This is a genomic window from Streptacidiphilus sp. PAMC 29251 (genome assembly GCF_054208735.2).
This window is the reverse complement of the sequence record NZ_CM135725.2, coordinates 6,716,490-6,738,725: the sequence shown is the minus strand read 5'-3', so window position 1 is coordinate 6,738,725 and position 22,236 is coordinate 6,716,490. Positions and strand designations below refer to the sequence as shown.

At 72.8% G+C, this 22,236-nt stretch carries 19 protein-coding genes, 2 tRNA genes and 1 pseudogene; 12 read left to right on the top strand and 10 right to left on the bottom strand.

From position 1 onward, the window contains the following. Window positions 1-87: 87 nt before the first annotated feature. From ACXKR8_RS32215 to ACXKR8_RS32200, 4 genes are all read left to right on the top strand, one after another. Complete coding sequence (locus ACXKR8_RS32215) at window positions 88-801, top strand: M50 family metallopeptidase (protein ID WP_458268088.1); 714 nt, start codon at window positions 88-90, stop codon at window positions 799-801. A 23-nt stretch (window positions 802-824) separates the two neighbouring features. After that, complete coding sequence (gene aroA / locus ACXKR8_RS32210) at window positions 825-2,162, top strand: 3-phosphoshikimate 1-carboxyvinyltransferase (protein ID WP_458268087.1); 1,338 nt, start codon at window positions 825-827, stop codon at window positions 2,160-2,162. An 11-nt stretch (window positions 2,163-2,173) separates the two neighbouring features. Continuing rightward, entirely contained in the window at window positions 2,174-3,217 is a 1,044-nt protein-coding gene (gene rsgA / locus ACXKR8_RS32205; protein ID WP_458268086.1) for a ribosome small subunit-dependent GTPase A, read from the top strand. A 96-nt stretch (window positions 3,218-3,313) separates the two neighbouring features. Further along, complete coding sequence (locus tag ACXKR8_RS32200) at window positions 3,314-3,637, top strand: DMT family transporter (protein ID WP_458268085.1); 324 nt, start codon at window positions 3,314-3,316, stop codon at window positions 3,635-3,637. Here the strand turns inward: ACXKR8_RS32200 and ACXKR8_RS32195 are convergent. Further along, window positions 3,618-4,103, bottom strand: coding sequence for a MarR family winged helix-turn-helix transcriptional regulator (locus ACXKR8_RS32195; protein WP_458268084.1), 486 nt, complete (start codon window positions 4,101-4,103; stop codon window positions 3,618-3,620). The two genes, ACXKR8_RS32200 and ACXKR8_RS32195, sit on opposite strands and share 20 nt — an antisense overlap. Before the next feature lie 85 nt (window positions 4,104-4,188). Between ACXKR8_RS32195 and hisN the strand changes: the two genes are divergently transcribed. Further along, window positions 4,189-4,980: a histidinol-phosphatase gene (gene hisN, locus ACXKR8_RS32190; protein ID WP_458268083.1), complete on the top strand. Its 792-nt coding sequence runs from the start codon at window positions 4,189-4,191 to the stop codon at window positions 4,978-4,980. A gap of 114 nt (window positions 4,981-5,094) precedes the next feature. Next, window positions 5,095-5,751, top strand: coding sequence for a DedA family protein (locus tag ACXKR8_RS32185; protein ID WP_458268082.1), 657 nt, complete (start codon window positions 5,095-5,097; stop codon window positions 5,749-5,751). A 95-nt stretch (window positions 5,752-5,846) separates the two neighbouring features. Here ACXKR8_RS32185 and ACXKR8_RS32180 read toward each other — a convergent pair. Next, window positions 5,847-7,300: pseudogene (locus tag ACXKR8_RS32180) on the bottom strand (catalase). A gap of 115 nt (window positions 7,301-7,415) precedes the next feature. Between ACXKR8_RS32180 and ACXKR8_RS32175 the strand changes: the two are divergent. Continuing rightward, window positions 7,416-7,826: a Fur family transcriptional regulator gene (locus ACXKR8_RS32175; protein WP_458268080.1), complete on the top strand. Its 411-nt coding sequence runs from the start codon at window positions 7,416-7,418 to the stop codon at window positions 7,824-7,826. Window positions 7,827-7,843: 17 nt separating this feature from the next. Here the strand turns inward: ACXKR8_RS32175 and ACXKR8_RS32170 are convergent, their stop codons facing one another. The 4 genes from ACXKR8_RS32170 to ACXKR8_RS32155 all read right to left on the bottom strand — a co-directional run bounded on the left by ACXKR8_RS32170 (window position 7,844) and on the right by ACXKR8_RS32155 (window position 12,674). Further along, window positions 7,844-9,742: a tetratricopeptide repeat protein gene (locus ACXKR8_RS32170; protein ID WP_458268079.1), complete on the bottom strand. Its 1,899-nt coding sequence runs from the start codon at window positions 9,740-9,742 to the stop codon at window positions 7,844-7,846. Between the two features lie 293 nt (window positions 9,743-10,035). Continuing rightward, a tRNA-Met gene (locus tag ACXKR8_RS32165) sits at window positions 10,036-10,109 on the bottom strand. Between the two features lie 114 nt (window positions 10,110-10,223). Then, a tRNA-Met gene (locus tag ACXKR8_RS32160) sits at window positions 10,224-10,297 on the bottom strand. A gap of 40 nt (window positions 10,298-10,337) precedes the next feature. Beyond that, window positions 10,338-12,674, bottom strand: a complete 2,337-nt coding sequence (locus ACXKR8_RS32155) for a UPF0182 family protein (RefSeq protein WP_458268078.1) — start codon at window positions 12,672-12,674, stop codon at window positions 10,338-10,340. A gap of 107 nt (window positions 12,675-12,781) precedes the next feature. Here ACXKR8_RS32155 and ACXKR8_RS32150 point away from each other — a divergent pair, with 107 nt between their 5' ends. Beyond that, on the top strand, window positions 12,782-13,345 hold the full coding sequence (locus tag ACXKR8_RS32150) for a PPA1309 family protein (protein WP_458268077.1): 564 nt from the start codon (window positions 12,782-12,784) through the stop codon (window positions 13,343-13,345). Window positions 13,346-13,399: 54 nt separating this feature from the next. On the opposite strand, the gene ACXKR8_RS32145 is transcribed toward ACXKR8_RS32150, so the two are convergent. From ACXKR8_RS32145 to ACXKR8_RS32135, 3 genes are all read right to left on the bottom strand, one after another. Continuing rightward, window positions 13,400-14,467, bottom strand: coding sequence for a YlbL family protein (locus ACXKR8_RS32145; RefSeq protein WP_458268076.1), 1,068 nt, complete (start codon window positions 14,465-14,467; stop codon window positions 13,400-13,402). Between the two features lie 319 nt (window positions 14,468-14,786). Further along, a complete protein-coding gene (locus ACXKR8_RS32140) occupies window positions 14,787-15,221 on the bottom strand; it encodes a molybdenum cofactor biosynthesis protein MoaE (protein ID WP_458268074.1) in 435 nt (144 codons plus the stop codon). 123 nt (window positions 15,222-15,344) lie between these two features. Further along, window positions 15,345-16,529 carry an NAD-dependent epimerase/dehydratase family protein gene (locus tag ACXKR8_RS32135; RefSeq protein WP_458268073.1) on the bottom strand — a complete coding sequence of 395 codons (1,185 nt, stop codon included), beginning with the start codon at window positions 16,527-16,529 and terminating at the stop codon, window positions 15,345-15,347. Window positions 16,530-16,746: 217 nt separating this feature from the next. Here ACXKR8_RS32135 and ACXKR8_RS32130 point away from each other — a divergent pair, with 217 nt between their 5' ends. Beyond that, entirely contained in the window at window positions 16,747-18,261 is a 1,515-nt protein-coding gene (locus ACXKR8_RS32130) for a zinc-dependent metalloprotease (RefSeq protein ID WP_458268072.1), read from the top strand. Beyond that, window positions 18,258-18,827: an NUDIX hydrolase gene (locus tag ACXKR8_RS32125; protein ID WP_458268071.1), complete on the top strand. Its 570-nt coding sequence runs from the start codon at window positions 18,258-18,260 to the stop codon at window positions 18,825-18,827. Before ACXKR8_RS32130 ends, ACXKR8_RS32125 begins: the two co-directional genes overlap by 4 nt. Window positions 18,828-18,851: 24 nt before the next feature. Here ACXKR8_RS32125 and ACXKR8_RS32120 read toward each other — a convergent pair whose 3' ends face one another. Continuing rightward, a complete protein-coding gene (locus ACXKR8_RS32120) occupies window positions 18,852-19,448 on the bottom strand; it encodes a M48 metallopeptidase family protein (protein ID WP_458268070.1) in 597 nt (198 codons plus the stop codon). Window positions 19,449-19,742: 294 nt separating this feature from the next. Here ACXKR8_RS32120 and ACXKR8_RS32115 point away from each other — a divergent pair, with 294 nt between their 5' ends. Continuing rightward, window positions 19,743-20,873, top strand: a complete 1,131-nt coding sequence (locus tag ACXKR8_RS32115) for a ThiF family adenylyltransferase (RefSeq protein WP_458268069.1) — start codon at window positions 19,743-19,745, stop codon at window positions 20,871-20,873. Beyond that, window positions 20,870-22,219, top strand: coding sequence for an ABC1 kinase family protein (locus tag ACXKR8_RS32110; protein ID WP_458268068.1), 1,350 nt, complete (start codon window positions 20,870-20,872; stop codon window positions 22,217-22,219). The genes ACXKR8_RS32115 and ACXKR8_RS32110 overlap by 4 nt, the downstream gene beginning before the upstream one ends. Window positions 22,220-22,236 lie beyond the last annotated feature (17 nt).

Here is a 22,236-nt window from a genome sequence, read left to right as displayed (position 1 = left end):
TACCCCCGCGGCGTCTCCCCGTGCGAGGCTTCCTCCCCGTACCCCAGGACCCGTCCCGGACCGACCAGTGAGGCGAGAAACACCCCCATGCACCCGCAGAGCATCGGCCAGGTCTGGGACCAGGTCACCGGCGTCCAGACCGCGCCGTCCACCGCGATCCTCTGGGCCACCGCCGCGATAGCCCTGCTCGCGGTGGTCCCCCGGTTCCTCTGGCACTACACCCGCAATGTGGTCACCATCGCCCACGAGGGCGGCCACGGCCTGGCCGCCGTGCTGACCAGGCGCCGGCTGCACGGCGTCCGGCTGCACTCGGACACCAGCGGGCTCACCGTCTCCTCCGGCAAGCCGCACGGCCCCGGCATGGTGCTCACCGCCGCCGCCGGCTACGCCGCGCCGCCGCTGCTGGGCCTGGCCGGCGCCTGGCTGATCTCCGGCGGGCACGTCACCGCGCTGCTCTGGGGCGTGGTGCTGCTGCTCGCCGCCCTGCTGGTGATGATCCGCAACGCCTACGGCGCGCTGACCGTGGTGCTGACCGGCGGCCTCTGCTTCGCCGTGTCCTGGTTCGGCGACTCCCAGCTGCAGGGCGCGTTCGCCTATCTGAGCGTGTGGTTCCTGCTGCTGGCCGGCGTCCGCCCGGTGGTCGAGCTGCAGCAGAAGCGCCGGCACGGCGGCGCCCCCGACTCCGACGCCGACCAGCTGGGACGGCTGACCCGGACCCCGGCGCTGCTGTGGGTCACCCTCTTCCTGCTGATCGCCCTCGGCTGCCTCGCCACGGGCGCCCGCTGGCTGCTCACCCGCTGATGATGCGGATAGGCTCGGGAGTCATGACCGGCACTCTGGAACCCCTGTGGCCCGCACCGACCGCGACCGACCCCGTCGACGCGGTCGTCACCGTGCCCGGATCCAAGTCGGGGACCAACCGGGCCCTGGTCCTGGCCTCGCTCGCGGACCAGCCCGGCTACGTCCGGCGCCCGCTGCGCAGCCGGGACAGCCTGCTGATGGCGGACGGGCTGCGCGCCCTGGGCGTCGGCATCGAGGACATCCTGAACAGCAGCACCGGCCACCCGGGCGGCGGCGACGCCTGGCGGGTGCTCCCCAATCCGCTGTGCGGCCCGGCCCAGGTGGACGTGGGCAACGCCGGCACGGTGATGCGCTTCCTGCCGCCGGTCGCGGCCCTCGCCGACGGCACGGTCCACTTCGACGGCGACCCCCGCTCGCACGAGCGCCCGCTCGGCGGTGTGATCACCGCCCTGCGCGCGCTGGGCGCGCGGATCGAGGACGAGGGACGCGGCGCGCTCCCGCTCAGCGTGCACGGCACCGGCGGCCTGGTCGGCGGCACGGTCACCCTGGACGCCTCCTCCTCGTCCCAGTTCGTCAGCGCGCTGCTGCTCTCCGGACCGCGCTTCCAGCAGGGAGTGGAGGTCCGCCACGTGGGCGGCTTGGTGCCGTCCCTGCCGCACATCCGGATGACCGTGGAGATGCTGCGCGCCGCAGGCGCCCAGGTGGACGCGCCCGAGGACGGCGGCGAGCCGGACGTCTGGCGGGTCAGCCCCGGCGCGCTGCTCGGCCGGGACCTCGTGGTCGAGCCGGACCTGTCCAACGCCGCCCCGTTCCTGGCCGCCGCGCTGGTCACCGGCGGCACCGTGGTGATCCGCGACTGGCCGGAACGCACCAGCCAGCCCGGCGACCAGCTGCGCGAGCTGCTCACCCGGATGGGCGCCGTCTGCGAGCCGGTCCCTGAGGGCCTGCGGCTCACCGGCGGCGGCAAGCTGCACGGCCTGGACGCCGACCTGCACGAGGTCGGCGAGCTCACCCCGGTGATCGCCGCGCTGGCGGCCCTCGCCGACTCCCCCTCGCACCTCAGCGGCATCGCCCACCTGCGGCTGCACGAGACCGACCGGCTGAGGGCCCTGGCCGACGAGATCAACGGCCTCGGCGGCGACGTCACCGAGACCGAGGACGGCCTGCGGATCAACCCGCGCCCGCTGCGCGCCGGCGTCTTCCACACCTACGAGGACCACCGGCTGGCCACCGCCGCCGCCGTGCTCGGCCTGGTCGTGCCCGGTGTCCAGGTCGAGAACGTGGGCACCACCGCGAAGACCCTGCCCGACTTCCCCGGACTCTGGGACGCCCTGCTGAACCCCGCCCCGGCGAAGGGCTGAAGGCCCCCGCGATGCGCCGCTACGACAACGACTCCGACGAGGACGACATCCGGGCCCGCCCCTCCCGCAAGGGCTCCCGCCCGCGCACCAGGATCAGGCCCACCCACGAGGACGCCGCCGAGGGCATGGTGCTGACCGTCGACCGGGGCCGCTTCACCTGCCTGGTCGAGGCCGGGACCAAGCGCGAGCGCGAGATCTGGGCGATGAAGGCCCGGGAGCTGGGCCGCAAGGGGGTCGTCGTCGGCGACCGGGTCGGCCTGGTCGGCGACCTCTCCGGCGAGCCCGGGGTGCTGGCCAGGATCGTCCGGGTGGAGGAGCGCGCCTCGGTGCTGCGCCGCACGGCCGACGACGACGACCCGTACGAGCGGATCGTGGTCGCCAACGCGGACAAGCTGGCCATCGTGATCGCCCTGGCCGACCCGGAGCCGCACGCCCGGCTGATCGACCGCTGCCTGGTCGCCGCGTACGACGCCGGTCTGGTCCCGCTGCTGGTGCTCACCAAGGCCGACCTGGCCCCCGCCGAGCCGCTGCTCGACATCTACGCGCCGCTGGGCGTGGAGCACGTCGTCACCCGGCGTGACGACCTGGCCGGCGAGGGTGCGGAGCGGGTGCGCGCGCATCTGCGCGGGCTGTCCACGGTGTTCATCGGGCACTCCGGCGTCGGCAAGACCACCCTGGTCAACGCCCTGGTCCCGGCCCACCAGCGGTCCACCGGCGTGGTGAACGCGGTCACCGGACGGGGCCGGCACACCACCACCTCGGCGCTGGCGCTGCGGCTGCCGCCGGCCCCCAAGGCCGAGAAGGGCGCCGAACCGGGCTGGGTGATCGACACCCCGGGCTTCCGCTCCTTCGGCCTCTCCCACATCGAACCGGCCCGGGTGATCCTGGCCTTCCCCGACCTGGTCCCCGGCACCGAGGGCTGCCCCCGCGCCTGCAGCCACGACGAACCCGACTGCGCCCTGGACGCCTGGGTCGCCGACGGGCACGCCGACCCGGCCCGGCTCTACTCGCTGCGCCGACTGCTCTCGACCCGGGAGACCCGCGAGGGGGACTGACGCGAGGGGGACTGAGGGGGCTGGAGTGGACTGATGACTCGCCGAACCGGGGAAGCTGGCCCAGGATGGGGGTTCACCGATCCACTGGGAGGACCTGTGGCCTGGCTGCTGGTGATCATCGCCGGACTGCTGGAGACCGGCTTCGCCGTGTGCCTGAAGCTCAGCGACAACTTCTCCCGGCTCTGGCCGAGCGTCGGCTTCGCGCTCTTCGGCATCGGCAGCTTCGCGCTGCTGTCCGCGGCGCTGAAAAGCCTGCACGTCGGCCCCGCCTACGCGGTCTGGACCGGGATCGGCGCGGCCGGGACGGCGATCTACGGCATGGTCTGGCTGGACGACACGGTCTCGGTGCTCAAGATCGTCTCCATCAGCCTGGTGCTGATCGGCGTGGTCGGCCTCCAGCTCAGCGGGTCGACCCACTGACCGGCGCGGTGTTGGCGTCCCGCAGCCGGCGCATCAGCGCGGCCAGCTGACCTGCCTTCTCCTCCCCCAGCGGGCCCAGGAAGTGCTCCCGCAGCGCGATCACATGCAGCCGCTGGGCCTCCTCGGCCACCCGCCGGCCCTCGGCGGTCAGCACCGCGTGGCTGACCCGGCGGTCCTCCACCGAGCCCCGCCGCTCGATCAACCCGACCCGCACCATCCGGTCCGCCAGCTTGGTGAACCCGCCGCTGCTCAGCGCCACCTCATGGGCCAGCCGGGTCATCGTCAGCTGCCCGCCCGGCGTCCGCAGCAGCCGCAGCAGCACCTCGAACCACGGCCCCGGCAGGTCCACCCCGCCGACCGGCCCCACCTGCAGCAACGGCGCGGTCCGCGCGTACGCCTCGACCACCAGACCCCACCAGGTGACCAGTTCCCGATCGTCCACACCGTCGCCGACATCTTCAGTCATGGCCGACACCTTAGAGTGACCGGCCATGGGTGGCTGAGCCTGGGCACGTTGGCCCTGCCCCGCTCTGATCGTTACTGTGCAGCACATGCCCGACTACCGTGACGACCTCCGCCTTGCCCATGTCCTCGCCGACCGTGCGGACTCGGTCACGCTGGAGCGCTTCAAGGCGCTCGACCTGAAGGTCGACACCAAACCGGACCTCACCCCCGTCAGCGACGCCGACCGGGCCGTCGAGGAACTGCTCCGCGGCGACCTCAAGCGGTCCCGGCCCCGGGACGCGGTGATGGGCGAGGAGTACGGCAGCACCGGCCACGGCCCGCGCCGCTGGGTGATCGACCCGATCGACGGCACCAAGAACTACATCCGCGGCGTCCCGGTCTGGGCCACCCTGATCGCGCTGATGGAGCTCGGCCCCGGCGGCGAGCACCCGGTGGTCGGCGTGGTCTCCGCGCCCGCGCTGAACCGCCGCTGGTGGGCCGGGCAGGGCACCGGCGCCTTCACCGGGCGCAGCCTGACCCGGGCGACCAGGATCCAGGTCTCCGAGGTCTCCCAGCTGGAGGACGCCTCCTTCGCGTACTCCTCGCTCACCGGCTGGGAGGAGCGCGAGCGGCTGCCGGCCTTCCTCGACCTGACCCGCGCCTGCTGGCGCACCCGCGCCTACGGCGACTTCTGGTCCTACATGATGGTCGCCGAGGGCGCCGTGGACATCTGCGCCGAGCCCGAGCTGAGCCTCTGGGACATGGCGGCGACCTGCGTGATCGTCGAGGAGGCGGGCGGCCGCTTCACCGGTCTCGACGGGGTTCCCGGCGTCCGCAGCGGCAATGCCGCGGCGTCCAACGGGCTGCTGCACGGCGAGCTGCTGCAGCGCCTCGGCTGAGGTCCGCCGAAGTTCGCTGAACTTCCGCACGGTGGAACCTTCAGGCGTCGGGCCGACGTTGCCCGGATACGATTTGAACGTCCCTTTACCTTCCTGCCTGGAGGAGATTCACCGGTGTCCTGGATCAGCGACCATCTTCTGGCGCTCAACGGCACCCTGGTGCTGCTCGCGGTGTTCCTGCTGCCCGCGCTGGAGTCCTCGGTCTTCCTCGGCTTCCTGATCCCGGGCGAGACCGCCGTGGTCATCGGCGGGGTGACCGCCTACAACGGCACCAACCAGCTGTGGGTGGTGATCCTGGCGGCCGCCGCCGGGGCGGTCATCGGCGACAGCATCGGCTACGCGGTCGGCAAGCGCTGGGGCGACAGCCTGCTGAAGCGGATCCCGAAGCGGCTGATCAAGCCCGCGCACATCGCGCAGAGCAAGGACATGATCCAGCGGCTGGGCGGCCGCGCCGTCTTCGCCGGGCGGTTCGCCGCCGCGCTGCGGGCACTGGTGCCCGGCCTGTGCGGGGTCTCCGAGATGCGCTACCGGACCTTCGCGACCTGGAACGTGCTCGGCGGGGCGTTCTGGGCCACCGGCTTCGTCCTGCTGGGCTACTTCGCCGGCGCGAGCTGGCACCGGGTAGAGCACTACGCCAGCCTGGCCAGCTGGATCTTCGTCGGCGTGATCGTGGTGGTCGTCGGCGGGCTGCTGTTCCTCAAGCACCGGGCCGAGAAGCGTTCGACCGAGCGCTTCGAGCAGGAGCCGGAGCAGGAGTCGGTCTCGTCCTGACCCGGCGCCCGACATGGGTGCGGGCCCCCGGACCGGCCGTCGCCAGGTCTCGGGAGCCCGCGGCTCATGGGGTTGGTGAGGCAGCCCGCGCGGCGTCAGCCGCGCAGGGCGCCCACCGCGGCCTCCAGCCGCTTGCCGAAGTCCTCGTCGGCCTGGCGGAAGTTGCTGATCGCCCGCTCGACGATGTCCTCGCGGTCCTTGGAGACGCCCGCGATGTTCGACGAGAGGTTCTCGATCAGCCGGTCCTGCTCGGCCGGGGTCATCAGCCGGAAGAGATCCCCGGCCTGGACGAAGTGGCTGTCCTCGGCGTGCAGCGTCGGCGCCTGCGGCCCGGTGGACCCGGTCACGGCCACCGCTGCCGCCAGCGGCACGCCGGACTGCACCGGACCGCCGAAGGAGTTGGGCTCGTAGTTCTTCGCGCCCTTGTGCCGGCCGTCGTAGAGGTAGCCGTCACGGCCGTAGGTGCGCGCCTCGGTGGCGTGCGGACGGTTCACCGGCAGGTTGTCGGCGTTCGCGCCGACCCGGTAGCGGTGGGCGTCGCCGTAGGCGAACAGCCGTCCCTGCAGCATCTTGTCGGGGACGGGCCGATGCCGGGCACGAAGTGGGTCGGGCTGAAGATCGACTGCTCGGTCTCCGCGAAGACGTTGTCCGGGTTGCGGTTGAGCTCCAGCTTGCCGATCTGGATCAGCGGGTAGTCCGCGTGCGACCAGATCTTGGTGAGGTCGAACGGATTGAAGCGGTACGTCGCCGCCTCGGCCACCGGCATGATCTGCACCGACACGGTCCAGCTCGGGAACTCGCCGCGCTCGATCGACTCGCGCAGGTCGCGCTGGTGCGAGTCGGCGTCGGCGCCGGCCAGGATCGCGGCCTCGGCGGCCGTCAGGTTCTTGATCCCCTGGTCGGTCTTGAAGTGGTACTTCACCCAGAAGGCCTCGCCCTGGGCGTTCTGCCACTGGAAGGTGTGCGAGCCGAAGCCGTCCATGTGGCGGAAGCTCGCCGGGATCCCGCGGTCGCCGAAGAGGAAGGTGACCTGGTGGGTCGACTCCGGCGAGAGGCCCCAGAAGTCCCAGACGTTGTCCGCCTCCTGCGAGCCCGTGTAGGGGTCCCGCTTCTGGGTGTGGATGAAGTCCGGGAACTTGCTCGGGTCCTTGATGAAGAAGATCGGCGTGTTGTTGCCGACCAGGTCGTAGTTGCCTTCCTCGGTGTAGAACTTCAGCGCGAAGCCACGCGGGTCGCGGACCGCGTCCGCCGAGCCCAGGTTGCCGGCCACGGTGGAGAAGCGCAGGAAGGTCTCGGTCTGCCGACCGACCTCGCCGAGGAAGTGCACGCGGGTGAAGGCGGTGACGTCCTGGGTGACGGTGAAGGTCCCGTAGGCCCCCGCGCCCCGCGCGTGCACCACGCGCTCCGGGATCCGCTCCCGGTTGAAGTGGGCGAGCTTCTCGAACAGCAGCTGGTCCTGGAACAGGATCGGGCCGTCGGGTCCGGCCGTCTCCGAGTTCTGGTTGTCGGCCACGGGAGCGCCCGTCTCCGTCGTCAGAAATTCACTCACGCCACTACCTCCGCAAAGCGATCCGGTCGTGCCAGCGACACTACATTAGACAGAGTCCAAGTCAATACGAAGACTAATCTCGAACGGACTCCGGGCCCCTGGTAGCCTCTCCTGCATGAGTGACCTGCTGGAACGACTCCGCGACCGAGGCTGGCGGCTGACCGCGCAGCGTCGAGTGGTGGCCCAGGTCCTCGACGGGGACCACGTCCATTTCACCGCCGATGAGATCCACGCGCGCGCTGTGGAACTGCTCCCGGAGATAAGCCGGGCCACGGTCTACAACACCCTGGGCGAGCTGGTGACCCTCGGCGAGGTGCTGGAGGTCAGCACTGACGGGCGCGCCAAGCGCTACGACCCCAACGCCCACCACGCCCACCAGCACCTGATCTGCTCCTCCTGCGGCGCGATCAGGGACGTCCATCCGAGCGGCGACCCGATCGAGGCGCTGCCCACGGCGGAACGTTTCGGCTTCACCATCGCCGCGGTCGAGGTCACCTACCGCGGCCTCTGCCCCGACTGCGCCTGAACCTTCGGTGCGGCTGACTACGCGCTGAGGTCGGTGCGCAGCGCTTCCAGCAGGCGTACGGCGCGCTCGGTCACGCCCCCCGGGCCGTACTCGGCCGCCCGCTCGCACCACTTCCGCGCGGTGGCGAGATCCCCGCGCCGGGCCGCGATCAGGCCGAGCCGCAGCGCCGCGCGCCCGTGCCCGGCGTCCGCCGCACGGGTGTACCAGAGCATCGCCTCGGCCTCGCCGCCCTCACGGGCCAGCAGCAGCCCGAGGTTGAAGGCCGCGCTGCGGCTGCCGCCCTCGGCCGCCCGGCGGTACCAGCGCTCGGCGGTCGCGGTGTCGCCCCGCTCGGCCGCCCGGACGCCCACCCGGACCTGGGCCCGGTTGTGCCCGGCCTCGGCGGCCACCCCGTACCAGCGGTCGACGTCCTCGGAGTCCCGCTCCGCCCCGCCGCGCTCCAGCAGCACCGCGAGCCGGAAGGCCGCCTCGGCGGAGCCGCGTTCGGCCGCCTGGCGGTAGCGCACCGCGGCCGAGTCGGTGTCGCCCCTGCGCTCCTTGGCGACGGCGAGCTGCAGCGCCGCCTCGGCGTGGCCCTGTCCGGCCGCGCGGGCGTACCACTCCTGGGCGTCGTGCTGCTCGCCGCGGCCGGCGTGCAGGATGCCCAGGTTGAAGGCGGCGTCCACACTGCCGGCCTCGGCCGCCTTGGAGAACCAGGGCTCGGCGCCGGGGGTGTCCCCGCGCTGGAGCAGCAGCACCGCCAGCGCGTTGCTGGCCTCCCGGTGGCCGGCGTAGGCGGCACGCCGGTACCACTGCTCGGCCTGGGCCTCGCGGCCGTCCACCGCGCAGAGCAGGCCGAGGTTGAAGGCCCCGTTGTGGTCCCCGGCCTCCAGCGCGGTGCGGTACCACTGCTCGGCCATCTCGCCCTCGCCCCAGGAGGCGTGCAGCGCGCCCAGCGCGTTGGCGGCGTTGCCGTCGCCCGCGTCGGCGGCCTCGCGCCACCAGTCGGCCGCGCCGACCTCGTCGCCGGCGTCGCGCAGCAGGAAGCCCAGGGCGCAGGCGGCCCGGGGCTCGCCGCCCTGCGCGGACTGCCGGTACCAGCGGGCGGCCCCCTCCCGCTCGCCGCGCCGCTCCAAGTGGACGCCGAGCCGCAGCGCGGCCCTGGCGTGGCCGCGGGCCGCCGCCTGGTGGTACCAGGGCTCGGCGCCGTCGCCGTCGTTGGCCGCCTCCCGGAGCCGGCCGAGCCGGTACGCGGCCTCGCGGTGCCCCGCCTCGGCGGCGGTACGGAACCAGCGCTCGGCGCGGGCCGGGTCGCGGCGGTGCTCCAGCAGGTCGGCGAGGGCGTAGGCGCCCCCGGTGTGGCCCTGCTCGGCGGCCTGGTGCAGCCAGTACTCGGAGCCCGGCTCGTCGCCGTGGTCGCGCAGGTGCAGACCGAGGGCGTGCGCGGCCGGCGCACTCCCCGCGACGGCCGCGGTACGCCACCACTGGGCGGCCTCCTCGCGGTGGCCGCGCTGGTGCAGCAGCACCCCGAGGTTGTTGGCGCCGGCCCGCAGCCCGGACGCGGCGGCGCGGCGGAGGTAGGGCTCGGCGTCGTCCAGGTCGCCGCGGCGCAGCAGCAGCGCCCCGAGCAGGCTGCCGGCCTGCGGGTCCTCCTCGGCGGCCAGCCGGTAGCGCGCCTCCAGCGCGGCTTCCTCCTGCGCCTCCAGCGCGGACTCGAAGCTGCGGAACGCGGGCTGGTCGGCCTCGGTGACGTCGTCGGAGATGCCGGGGTCGGTCGCGTCGGCGTCGGCGACCAGGTCGGCGGCGGCACTGCCAGGGGTGCTGCCGGGGGCGTCAGCGGCGGCGACGCCCTCGTTCGGGACGCGTTGCAGCGGCAGTCGTCCCACCTGCGGGGCGTCCTGATCGACCCCCGCCACTCCTCCAGCGACTACCGACATGTCGACTCCTGCGTCCGCCGGATTCCTGGGCATCCCTGCTACGCATCGGAGCTCCAGGCCGCTTTTCGGCCTCGCACCGTCCCCCATGGGATTCATCGTCGCACCACCCGCAACCCGCGTACACCTGGTATACCCCAGCTGCCGGGGTTACTTCAGCGCTTTGTCGATTTCGCGACACATCAACCTTGCAACGCAGCTTCCTGCGCCCCAGTCTCCCCACTGGCACCAGGATTCGGTGCACGACACGCATGCGGAAGGCCCGGTGCAGTTGCACCGGGCCTTCCGACTTCGAGTAGCGGGGACAGGATTTGAACCTGCGACCTCTGGGTTATGAGCCCAGCGAGCTACCGAGCTGCTCCACCCCGCGTCGTTGTGTCTTCACTGTAGATCAGAAAGGACAAGCGAAGCAAATCCTTAGATCCCTCAACATCCCGCAACACAGAAGGCCCGGTGCGATCGCACCGGGCCTTCCGACTTCGAGTAGCGGGGACAGGATTTGAACCTGCGACCTCTGGGTTATGAGCCCAGCGAGCTACCGAGCTGCTCCACCCCGCGTCGTTGTGTCCTTACCGTAGCACGGTTCTGAGCTGGGAAATCACCGGTTCGTCTGGGCCGCGAGCGCCGCCTTCAGCGCCGCCTCCAGCCGGGCCTGGTCCGCGCCGTAGGCGGCGCTGTCGCCGCTGCTGAGGTCGGCCTGGCCGTCCTGGTACGCCTGCTGGGCCTGCTGCAGGCTGGCGCCGAGCGCCGCGCCGCCGCCGGGGGTGCCGAGCACCTCGGACAGCGCGGTGGGCAGGTCGGCGGCGACCACCTTCTTGGTGCCGAACATCGCCAGCACCTTCTGCGGCAGCGGATGGGCCCCGACCGCGCCGCGCGCGTACACCGGCTCCAGGTAGAGCACCCCGCCGCCGACCGGCAGCGCCAGCAGCCGGCCGTACGCGGGAGCCGTCCCGCCGGCGCCCTGGAGCAGCGAGCCGAAGGCCGCCTGCACCTGGGCCGGTCCCGGGGTGCTGTCGCCGGGCGGCAGGTCGAGCACCCGGATCGTGCCGTAGTCGGCGCCGGGGGTGGAGTCCACCGCCATCAGCGCGGCCAGGCCCTTCTTCCCGTTCAGCACGAAGCTGCCGGTCAGGGCGAGCCCGGCGGACGCCTGGTCCGGCATCCGCAGGGTCAGATAGGACGGCGGCTGGGCGCCGGCCGCCACCGGCTCGCCCGTGCCGACCGGGGCGGCGGGGGCGGTGGGATCGGCCGGGACCTGCCAGACGTCGCTGCCCCGGTAGAAGGCCGAGGGGTCGGTGACGTGGTAGGTCGCCAGCATCCGCTGCTGGACCGTGAACAGGTCCTGGGGGTAGCGCAGCCGGGCCATCAGGTCGGCGCCGATCGCCGCATAGGGGCGGACCGACCCCGGGAACACCTTCATCCAGGTGCTGAGCACCGGGTCGGCCCGGTCCCACTGGTACAGCGCGACCGCGCCGGTGACCGCGTCCACGGTGGCCTTGACCGAGTCCCGGACGTAGTTGACCTGGCCGTCGGCGGCCGAGCCCAGGGTGGTCCGTGCGGCGTCGGGGTAGTCGTCGCTGGTGGTGTAGCCGTCCACGACCCACTCGGTCCGGCCGTCCAGCGAGACCCGGTAGGGGTCGCCGTCCACGGTGAGCCAGGGGGCCACCGCCTCCACCTGCTCCCGCGCCGTGCGGGCGGCGGAGCTGGGCGTCGCCGCGGCGGGCGCCGGCAGCTGCAGCTCGGCCAGCGAGGTCGCGTCCGAGGCCGCCCTGGCGCCGTTCGCCGCCTTGGTGTCGTTCGCCGTCTTGGCGCCGTTCGCCGTCTTGCTGTCGCTGTCGGTGGCAGGGGCGGCCGGGTAGGCCGTGGTCTCGGTCCCGGCGATGCCGAAGGCGGCCCTGGTCGCGGCGATGTTGCGTTGGATGTAGGGCCGCTCCTTGGCCTTCTCGTCCGGCCTGACCTGGAGCTGCTGCACAAAGGCCGGATATACCGCGCCGACCAGCACCGACGACAGCGCCAGCAGCCCGAGGCCGATCATCGGCACGGTCCAGCTCCGGCGGAGCGGGGTCAGCAGGAACAGCAGCGCGCAGATCACCGCGACGCAGCACAGGATGGTCTTCGCCGGAAGCACCGCGTCGACGTCGGTGAAGCGCAGGCCGGTCCAGTTGTCGGCGGCGCCGAGGCTGCCGCCCTGCACCGCGAGCCCGTAGCGGTCCAGCCAGTAGGCGACCGCCTTGAGGCCCACGAACAGCCCCAGCAGCACCCCCAGGTGGCTCTTGGCCGCGCAGGAGAACCGGCGCCCCCTCGCCTGCGCCTGGATGCTCCCGAACAGGTAGTGGACCAGGGCGGTACTGGCCAGGGTCACCACCATGGCGGTGAAGCCGAAGTCGACCAGGAAGCGGTACCAGGGCAGCCGGAACACATAGAAGGACACGTCCCGGTGGAACTGCGGGTCGGCGGTGCCGAAGCCGGTGCTGTGGTCGAAGGCCAGCCAGGTCTCCCAGGCGCCGCTCGCGGTCGCTCCGCCGACCAGGCCGGGGACCAGCGCGGTCACCGCCAGGGTGCGCCCGCGGTGGCGGCCGATGGCCGCCCGGTAGCGCTCCAGGCTCTGCTGCTCCTCGGACATCGCGCTCAGCGGCGAGCGCAGCCGGTACGCCAACCAGGCGTTCAGGCCCACCAGCAGGGCGGTCAGCAGGCCGAAGCCAGCGAAGAGGACCAGCCTGGTCCGCAGCACCGTGCTCCAGACACCGGCGTAGCCGACCGTGCTGTACCAGGCCTGGTCGCTCCTGACCGCCGAGCCGGCGATCACCACCGCGCACAGCAGCAGGGCCGCGAAGCAGCTCCGCAGCAGCAGCCCGCGGCGGCTGACCGGCAGGCGGGCGCGGAGGCGTGGACCACGGGGCGGCTGGGAGCCGCCGCGATCCGGCATCTGGAATACCACCGCACGCACCTCAAGGGAGTGGATCTTTCGAGGGAGCGCCGAGGCCGGTTCCCCGGAGATGCAACTTGATAAGCCCTCTTCCGAGTTCCCGGGCCGGACGTGTGAGGATGGATGCCATGTCCGAACCCCTCCAGGAGAGCCTTCCTCCTGCCGCCCGCCCGATCACCCGCGCCGTGCTCGAGATCGACGAGTACGCCTCCGGTCTCGGCTGGGACCAGCCCGCACGCCTGTTCGCCCTGGTGGACACGGCCGCGCTGCTGAAGACCGAACCGGGCCTGGCCCGTCAGCTCGGCCTCGAGCCCGGCAGCACCGGGAACGAGTTCACCCCGATCGAGCAGGACGAGGTGCCCAAGGGCACTCCCCTGGACAAGTTCCTCGGCACCATCGCCTGGCCGGACGCGGTGGCCGGCTGTGCGCTGGTGGTGGAGCGGCTGATCCTGCCGCCGACCGCCGAGGCCAAGCTGCCCGAGGGCGTCTCCGAGCAGGAGCTGACCGCGTGGGTCGCCAAGCACCCCGAGCGGCAGGAGGTCAGGATGACCGTCGCCGTGCTGCGGGACGGCACCAGGGAGACCGCCCTGCGGCTGCGTCAGAAGGACTCCGCCCGCGAGGTGCTGACCGGCCCCGCGCTGGTGCCGGGGCTGGCCGAGGCCCTGCTGACCACCTTCGCCTGAGCCCCGAACTCCTTGACTCCTCGGCTTCCGGCGCTGCCCGCTACTTGCTACTTGCTACTTGCTGCAGACGGGCAGCGCCGCGACGTTCCCGGACCGGACGTCGGCGAGGTCGGTCACGGCCTGGGCCAGGGTGTCGACCTTGATCAGCCGCAGCCCCTTGGGGGTGTCCGCGGCGGCCTCCGCACAGTTGTCCGACGGGGTGAAGAAGTACTGGGCCCCCGCCTTGCGTGCTGCGATGATCTTCAGCGAGATACCGCCGATCGGGCCGACCTTGCCGGTGTCGTCGATGGTGCCGGTACCCGCGATGAACTTGCCGGCGGTCAGATTGGTCGACTGCAGCTTGTCGATGATGCCGAGCGAGAACATCAGCCCGGCGCTCGGGCCCCCGACGTCGCCCAGGTTGATGTCGATGGTGAACGGGAAAGTGTGCTCGGTCCCGGGCTGGATGCCGACCATCGCCTTTCCGGTGTCCGGGTTCTTCGCCGTGGTCACCGTGACCTGCTGCCGGGTGCTGCTGGGCGTGCCGTCCTTCTTCGGCGGCTCGACCGTGAAGACCACGTCCTGACCCGGCGCGTGCTTGGTGACCAGGGTGGCCACCTGGTCCGAGCCGGTCACCGCGGTGCCGTCCACGGCCACGATCACGTCACCGGCGTGCAGCTTGCCCACCGAGGGGCTGCCAGCGACCACCGCGGAGACCACCACCACGGTGCCCACCGGGATGCCCAGCTGCTTCAGCGCGGCGGCCTTGGCACTGTCCTGGGAGGCGGTGAAGTCCTCGGCGTTCTGCTGCTCGGACTGCTGCTCGGTCTGGTTGTCCGGGTAGAGGTTGGCGTGCGGGATGACCGCGTCGTCGTGCCGCAGCCATCCGGTGACCGCCTCGACCAGGTTCAGCTCGTAGTCCGCACTGGTCACCTCGACCGTGGTCATATTGAGGTTTCCGCTGGTCGGATACGTGGTGCGGCCGCTGATGGTGATCACCTGCTTGCCGTTCTGGGTGCCGAGCGTGTTGTAGGTCGGCCCCGGACTCATCTCCGCGTAGGGCACCTTGATCAGCGCGGCGGCGCAGAGCAGCGCTATCAGCAGGATCGTGGAAGCGAGCATCGTCGCTGACCGGCGTGGCATGGCACGACAGTACGGGACGTGATCGCAGCCCCGCCCGCCGGACTACTGCTTCGGGAGGCTGCTTCGCTCCATTGCCTCACGGAAGCGCTGGTGCCCGGCGAGCGAGTCGTTGTCACCGGTCGTACGGGTCCGCGCGGACCAGGTCACCCAGGCGGCGGCGAACACACCTGCGACCAGGGGACGAAGCCCCAGGCGAGCACACTCATCTTTGCTCCAGCTCATCGTGCCTATGAGCAGACTATCCGCCCATAGGTTCAACGATCACAGAGCCTCGGCGGTCACGCCTTCGCAACAGTGGGCCTTCGCAGCAGCAGGGCCCTCAGCAGGAGGCGACCCACTCCTCCTCGCCGTCGGCGAACCGCTGGTGCTTCCAGATCGGCACGGTGTGCTTGAGGTCGTCGATCAGTCGGCGGCAGGCCTCGAAGGCCTCGGCCCGGTGCGCGCAGGACACCGCCACGATCACCGCGGTCTCGGTGACCTTGAGCTCGCCCACCCGGTGCACCGCGGCCAGCGCGGTCACCGGGAAGTCCGCGACGACCTTCTCGGCCACCCGGCGCAGCTCCTCCTCCGCACTGGGGTGGGCGCTGTACTCCAGAGTGGTGACGGCCTTGCCGCTGTCGTGGTCCCGCACGGTGCCGACGAAGAGCACCGTCCCCCCGGCGTGGGCGTCGCCGACGGCGGCGTGGACCTCGTCAAGGGAGAGCGGAGTCTCGCGCAGGGCGAGCAGGCGGATCGGGTCGTCGGCTTCCATCATGCAATCCATGATGGCCGACGACAGCGGCAGGTCAACCCACGATTTCGCATCGTGGAGATCACATTCCATTCTGCTCGTCCTGCGGGCCTGCTCGGATCGGCCGCCGTTCAGATCCGCCGCCGTTCAGATCCGCCGCCGCTTGCGGGCCCGGCGGACCAGGGCCGCCGTGCCGACCAGGGCCACCGTGGCGCCGGCCGCGCCCAGCGTGGTCGCCGCGTCCTTGCCGCCGAGGCGCCGTCCGGCCACCGCGTGGTTGCCGGCCACCTGGGCCAGCAGTTCGCCCAACACCTCCTCGTTGGTGTGCACCGGACGCCAGCCGGCCTCGTGCAGCCGGCTGCCGGAGACCACCCAGGGGTACATGGTGTAGGCCAGGTCGCCGGCCGGGGCCGGGGTCAGCCCGAGCCGGTGCAGCCGGGCCGCGGTGCCCAGCGCCAGGGAGGCGGGGAGCTCCATCCGGCGGATGCCGGTGATGTCCTCCACCTCCTCCTGCTCCAGCCAGCCGTCGCAGCCCACGGTGACCTCGCCCTCGACCAGGCCGAGCGCCGCGTACTCCAGCGCCGTGGTCAGGTCGTCCACGTGGCAGAACTGCCAGCAGGGCCGCGAACCGGCCACCACCAGCACCCGGGGGGCCTCGAAGTGCCTGGTCAGCACGGTGTCGACGTCGGGTCCCACCACCACGGCCGGGCGCAGCACGGTCACCGAGAGGCCGGGGTGCGCCATCGGCGCGCGCCGTCCCAGCCGTTCGATCTCCAGCAGGTCGCCGACCAGGGACGCCTCCTCGGTCGCGCGCAGCGGCGCGTCCTCGGCCAGCGGCACCTCGTTGTCGTCCAGGGCGCCGTAGACCATCGCCGAGGTGCACAGCACCACCCGGTGCACCCCGGCCGCGGCGGCGGCGGTGAGCACGGTCTGGGTGCCGCGCACGTTGTAGGCGCTGCGGGTCTTCGGGTCGGCGGTCATGCCCAGGTCCTGGGCGAGGTGGACCACCACGTCCACCCCGGCCAGCCGTTCGGCCACGGCCGGATCCCGGACGTCCAGCACCCTCCACTGCACCCCGGGGATGTCCCCGCGGCGCTCGTCGATCGCCAGCACCCGCTTCACGGCGGAGGAGCCGGCCAGCCGGGCGGCCAGCATCGCGCCGACGCCGGAGGCGGCTCCGGTCACGGCGACGACCAGCGGCGGACCGTCGTACTCGGGACCGGCAGGCGCGGGGGCGGCCGTCTCGGGGCTGGGGACGGCCTCCTCCGCGCCCTCCGGACCGCCCTGCTCAGCGGTCAGCCCAGAGCGAACGTGCGAAGGTGGGGAACTCACCGGCTCTCCTTCACGGTTAATTTTGATGCGTACGTGTGATGCGTACGCACGTGTCACGTATCGACCATCCTGCCCGAGGCGAGGGTGTGGCGGTGCACCCGGCACGGGTGGTACCCGGCCACGGCCGGAAACCGCCTGTCCGACTGCCCCGTTCCCCCGCCCCTCGGGCGCACCCTCCCGCCGCTCGGAGCGACGGCCGACGAGATCGAGGCAACTCGTGAGCGACTTCCCCTTCGGCTTCGGCCCGCCCCCTGAGGAGCCGGGGGACGGCAAGGAGGACGGCACGTCCGGCGGCGCGGACTCCGGCTCGGGTTCGGGTTCCGGCTCGGGCTCGGGTTCCGGCTCGGGCGGCCCGGCGAACCCCTTCAACTTCGGCTTCGGCAACCTGCCGGGGATGCCCGGCGGCGCGGGCGGTTCGGGAAACCCGCTGGAGGGCCTGTTCGGGGCGATGAACCCGGGCGACCTGGGGGCGGCCTTCCAGCAGCTCGGCCAGATGCTGTCCTTCGACGGCGGCCCGGTCAACTGGGACCTCGCCAAGGACATCGCCCGGCAGGCCGTGGTCCAGGAGGTCGAGGGCGGGTCGAAGGACCGTTCGGTAGGTGAGTCGGAGCGGACCGCCGTCGCCGAGGCGGTCCGGCTGGCCGATCTGTGGCTTGATTCCGCCACCTCGCTCGCGGCCGGGGGCGGCAGCGCGGTCGCCTGGAGCCGGGCCGAGTGGATCGAGGCCACCCTGCCGGCCTGGAAGGAACTGGTCGACCCGGTGGCCGAGCGGGTCGCCACCGCGATGGGCGGCGTCGTCCCCGAGGAGATGCAGGCCATGGCCGGCCCGCTGCTCGGCGTGATGCGCAGCATGGGCGGTGCCATGTTCGGCACCCAGATCGGGCAGGCGCTGGGCGCGCTGGCGGCCGAGGTGGTCGGCTCCACCGACGTCGGGCTGCCGCTGGGTCCGGCCGGCAAGGCCGCGCTGCTGCCGCAGAACATCGAGGCGTTCGGCGAGGGCCTGTCCGTGCCCACCGACGAGGTCCGGCTCTACCTGGCCCTGCGCGAGGCCGCCCACCAGCGGCTGTTCAGCCATGTGCCGTGGCTGCGGCAGCACCTCTTCGGGGCGGTCGAGGCCTATGCGCGGGGCATCAAGGTCGACGCGAGCCGACTGGAGGACCTGGTCGGCCAGATCGACCCGAGCAACCCGGAGTCGATGCAGGAGGCCATGGCCGGCGGCCTGTTCCAGCCCGAGGACACCCCCGAGCAGAAGGCCGCGCTGGCCCGGCTGGAGACCGCGCTGGCGCTGGTCGAGGGCTGGGTGGACGCGGTGGTGCACGCCGCGGCGGCCCCGCACCTGCCGCACGCCCCGGCGCTCCGCGAGACGCTGCGCCGTCGCCGCGCCTCCGGCGGCCCGGCCGAGCAGACCTTCGCCACCCTGGTCGGCCTGGAGCTGCGCCCGCGCCGCCTGCGGGACGCCTCCCGGCTCTGGGCCTCGCTCAGCGACGCCCGCGGCGCCGACGGCCGCGACGCGCTCTGGGAGCACCCGGACATGCTGCCCACCGCCAAGGACCTGGACGACCCGGACGGCTTCGTGCACGGCGCGGACGCCGTGGCGGACGGGGACGTGATCGACTTCTCCAAGCTGGACGAGATGCTGGGCCGCGCCGCGGCAGCCGAGGACGGAAAGCCCGAAAAGGACGACACGTCCGAAAAGGACGACTCCAAGGACGACGACGAGGGCAAGGCGTGAGCGACCCGCTGCATCAGGACGTCGTCCGCACCCTGCGGGCCTGGGCCGCACCCGACGACGAGGAGGACCTGCTGCGGCGGGACTACCTCGACCACCTGGAGGCGCGGCAGGACGGCGTGTGGCGCTCCTGCCGCCCGGCGCACATCACCGCCAGCGCGCTGGTGGTGGACGCCGAGCGCGGGCGGGTGCTGCTGACGCTGCACCCCAAGGTGGGCCTGTGGCTGCAGCTCGGCGGCCACTGCGAGCCGGAGGACGTCACGCTGGCCGCGGCCGCGCTGCGGGAGGCGGTCGAGGAGTCGGGGATCAGCGAGGGGCTGACGCTGTATCCGGCCGAGTCGCCGACCCCGGTGAAGTTGGACCGGCACGCGGTCCGCTGCGCCGGCCCGGACCAGCCGGAGAACACCCACCTGGACGTCCAGTACCTGGTGCTGGCCCCGGCCGACGCCGTGGCGCAGATCAGCGAGGAGTCGCTGGACCTGCGCTGGTTCGACTTCGAGGGGCTGCCGACGCCGACCGACGACTCGGTCCGGGAACTCACCGCGCGGGCCCGGAAGCTGCTGGGCTGAGCGGGTCGGCCGGCGCACTGCCGCTCAGCCGCAGTCGCCGAGGCTCTCCGGCTCGGACTCGGTCCGGGGGCCCGGCACATGCGGCAGCCGGGCCGCCGCGACCACGCCCTCCAGGTAGCCGCGGGCCCGCTCGGTCCGCGGGTAGCCGGCCAGCAGCTCCCAGAAGCGCGGCCCGTGGTCGGCCACCAGCAGATGGGCCAGCTCGTGCAGCAGCACGTAGTCGACCACGTACTCGGGCATGCCCTGGAGCCGGTGGGACAGCCGGATGGTGCCCTCGACCGGGGTGCAGGAGCCCCAGCGGGTGTTCTGGTTGGTGACCCAGCGGATGCTGACCGGGACGGCGCGGCCGCCCAGGTAGCGGGCGGAGAGGTCGGCGCCCCGGGCGACCAGGGCGTCGTCGCCGAGGACCTGGCGACTCTCCTGCGCGGCGAGCTTGTCCAGCATCTGCGCGACCCAGCGCTTCTCCTCGGCCGCGGACATCCGGGCCGGAATGAGCACCACGGTGCGGTCGCCCTCGCGGTAGGCGGAGACGGTGCGGCTGCGGCGGGCGCTGCGGCGCACCTCGACGGGCTGCGCCGCCGAGCCGCCACCGGATGGTTCCGGGACAGGTCGACGCGGCACAGAGGGACGGGAATCCGGTCCGGCTGCCACGCGCCAGACGTTACCTGCTGGCACGGACAGAAGTCCTGATTCCTGGCTGAATTGAAATCTCCCAACAGCCGCTTCCGCAGCCGGATATAGGGATATGTTCGGGCAAGCCGGGCAGAGTGGAAGCCCTCCGGCGGCGGGATTCGTACGATCGTCATCCCAAGCCTGTGGATAACTTTCCGCACCTCGGCGGCATTGGCGGCATGCTCGGTGATGACCTCTTCGGCACCCGTTCCGGCACCCGCCCGGCACCAAGGGAGGAACACCATGCGCCCCTGTCTGAAACCCGCCCTGCGACGGGCCTGGCGCGACCGCGACACGCTGCAGTTCGGCGTCGGCCGGGCGCACGCGGCCGTGGTCGAGTCCGCCGGTCCCCATGACGCCGCCTTCCTGGACCTGCTGGACGGGACCAGGGAGCGCGACGCGCTCGCCGCCGAGGCGGCGGGCCTCGGCCTGCCCGCCGAGCGGGTCGACCGGCTGCTGGAGCAGTTGGAGCAGGTCGGCGCCCTGGACGACTCCACCGCGCGGCGGCCGCTGCTGGAACTGCCGCCGGCCGAGCTGGCCCGGCTCGGTCCTGATCTGGCCGCGCTCTCGCTGGCCCATCCGGAGCCGGGCAGCGCGCCCGCGCTGCTGCTGGCCAGGCGCCGGGCCAGGGTCCAGGTCAGGGGCGCCGGACGGGTCGGCGCCGCGGTCGCCTCGGTGCTCGCCGCGGCCGGGGTGGGCCGGGTCGAGGTGGTCGACAGCGGCAGCGTGCTGGAGCAGGACACCTCCCCCTGCGGCCTGCTGGTCGCCGACACCGGCCGGCCCAGGGCCGCCGCGGCCCGCGCCGCCGTCCGCCGCGCGGCGCCGGGGCGTCCCGACGACAAGGCCGGCCGGCAGCGCGTCCCCGACCTGGTGGTGATCGCCCCGCGCGGCGACTCGGCCGGGCTGCTGGCCGATCCGGGGCTCAGCCGCGAGCTGCTGCACGCCGGGGTCCCGCACCTCTACGCCGGGGTGCTGGAGACCCTGGGCACGGTCGGCCCGTTCGTCCTGCCCGGCCGCTCGGCCTGCGGCGGCTGCCTCTCGCACCACCGCGCGGACGAGGATCCGGCCTGGCCCCGGCTGCTGGCCCAACACTGCTCGGGCCGCTCGGGGCGTACCGGCGGCGGGCCGGGGACGGCCGCCTGCGACAGCGCCCTGGCCACCACGGTGGCCGGTCTGGCCGCCCTGCACAGCCTGATGTTCCTGGACGGGGGATCACCCCCTAGCCTGGGCGCGTGGGCCGAGGTGTCCATGCTGGACGGTTCGATGCGGCGCCGACCGCTCGAAGCCCACCCGGACTGCGGCTGCTGCTGGAGCCCGGCCCCGGGGAGGACAATGATGGCAACCCTTGATCCACCGACTGGGAGGCAAGCGTGAGCGATCTTCCGCGCAAGGCCGTCGTCCGCACGGCCAAACTCGCCGCCCTTCCGCTGGGTTTCGCCGGCCGGGCCACGCTCGGGCTCGGCAAGCGCCTCGGTGGCCGACCGGCCGAGGAGGTCACCGCCGAACTGCAGCAGCGCACGGCCGACCAGCTGTTCGCGACCCTGGGGTCGCTGAAGGGCGGGGCGATGAAGTTCGGCCAGGCCCTGTCGGTGTTCGAGGCCGCGCTGCCGGAGGAGGTCGCCGGACCCTACCGGGCCGCCCTCACCAAACTGCAGGAGGCCGCGCCGCCGATGCCGGCCGCCTCGGTGCACACCGCCCTCGCCGAACGCCTCGGCTCGGACTGGCGCGACCTCTTCCAGGAGTTCGAGGACAAGCCCGCCGCGGCCGCCTCGATCGGCCAGGTGCACCGCGCGGTCTGGCACGACGGCCGGACGGTCGCGGTCAAGGTGCAGTACCCGGGGGCCGGGGCCGCCCTGCTCTCCGACCTGACCCAGCTCGGCCGGGTGGCCCGGCTGATCGGCCCGCTGGTCCCCGGGCTCGATGTGAAGCCGCTGATCAACGAACTGCGCAACCGGGTCACCGAGGAGCTGGACTACGCCCTGGAGGCGCAGTCCCAGCGGGTGCACGCCCAGGAGTTCGCCGACGACTGGGACATCTCGGTCCCGGCCGTGGTGGCCCAGGGCGACCAGGTGCTGGTCACCGAGTGGATGGAGGGCATCCCGCTGTCCGAGGTGATCAGCGCCGGCAGCAGGGAGCAGCGGGACCGCGCCGGCCAGCTGCTCGCCCGCTTCCTCTTCGCCGGACCGGCCCGGACCGGGCTGCTGCACGCCGACCCGCACCCGGGGAACTTCCGGCTGCTGGTGGACGAGGGCCCGGCCGAGGGCTGGCGGCTCGGCGTGCTGGACTTCGGCACGGTCGACCGGCTGCCGGAGGGGCTGCCGCTGCCGATCGGCAGCGCCCTGCGGATGGCGCTGGCCGGCGACGCCGCGGGTGTGCTGGAGATGCTCCGGCAGGAGGGCTTCGTGAAACCGTCGATCCAGCTGGACCCGGCGGCGGTGCTGGACTACCTGGTGCCGATCATCGAGCCCGCCGCGGTGGACGAGTTCCACTTCACCAGGAGCTGGATGCGCTCCCAGGCCGCCAGGATCGGCGACCCCCGCTCCCCCGCCTACGCGCTGGGCCGGCAGCTGAACCTGCCCCCGGCCTACCTGCTGATACACCGGGTGACGCTGAGCACCATCGGCGTGCTCTGCCAGCTGGACGCGCACGCCGAGCTGCGCGCGGAGCTGCTGGCCTGGCTGCCCGGCTTCGCCGAGTCCGAGGACTGGGTCGAGGCCTGACAGCCCGCAGGCCCGGA

Coding starts and splice junctions, on each gene's coding strand:
- aroA (WP_458268087.1), top strand. CDS start 825: ATGACCGGCACTCTGGAACCCCTGTGGCCCGCACCGACCGCGACCGAC.
- ACXKR8_RS32115 (WP_458268069.1), top strand. CDS start 19,743: ATGCGCCCCTGTCTGAAACCCGCCCTGCGACGGGCCTGGCGCGACCGC.
- ACXKR8_RS32150 (WP_458268077.1), top strand. CDS start 12,782: ATGGATGCCATGTCCGAACCCCTCCAGGAGAGCCTTCCTCCTGCCGCC.
- rsgA (WP_458268086.1), top strand. CDS start 2,174: ATGCGCCGCTACGACAACGACTCCGACGAGGACGACATCCGGGCCCGC.
- ACXKR8_RS32170 (WP_458268079.1), bottom strand. CDS start 9,742: ATGTCGGTAGTCGCTGGAGGAGTGGCGGGGGTCGATCAGGACGCCCCG.
- ACXKR8_RS32140 (WP_458268074.1), bottom strand. CDS start 15,221: ATGATGGAAGCCGACGACCCGATCCGCCTGCTCGCCCTGCGCGAGACT.
- ACXKR8_RS32175 (WP_458268080.1), top strand. CDS start 7,416: ATGAGTGACCTGCTGGAACGACTCCGCGACCGAGGCTGGCGGCTGACC.
- ACXKR8_RS32145 (WP_458268076.1), bottom strand. CDS start 14,467: ATGCCACGCCGGTCAGCGACGATGCTCGCTTCCACGATCCTGCTGATA.
- hisN (WP_458268083.1), top strand. CDS start 4,189: ATGCCCGACTACCGTGACGACCTCCGCCTTGCCCATGTCCTCGCCGAC.
- ACXKR8_RS32195 (WP_458268084.1), bottom strand. CDS start 4,103: ATGACTGAAGATGTCGGCGACGGTGTGGACGATCGGGAACTGGTCACC.
- ACXKR8_RS32215 (WP_458268088.1), top strand. CDS start 88: ATGCACCCGCAGAGCATCGGCCAGGTCTGGGACCAGGTCACCGGCGTC.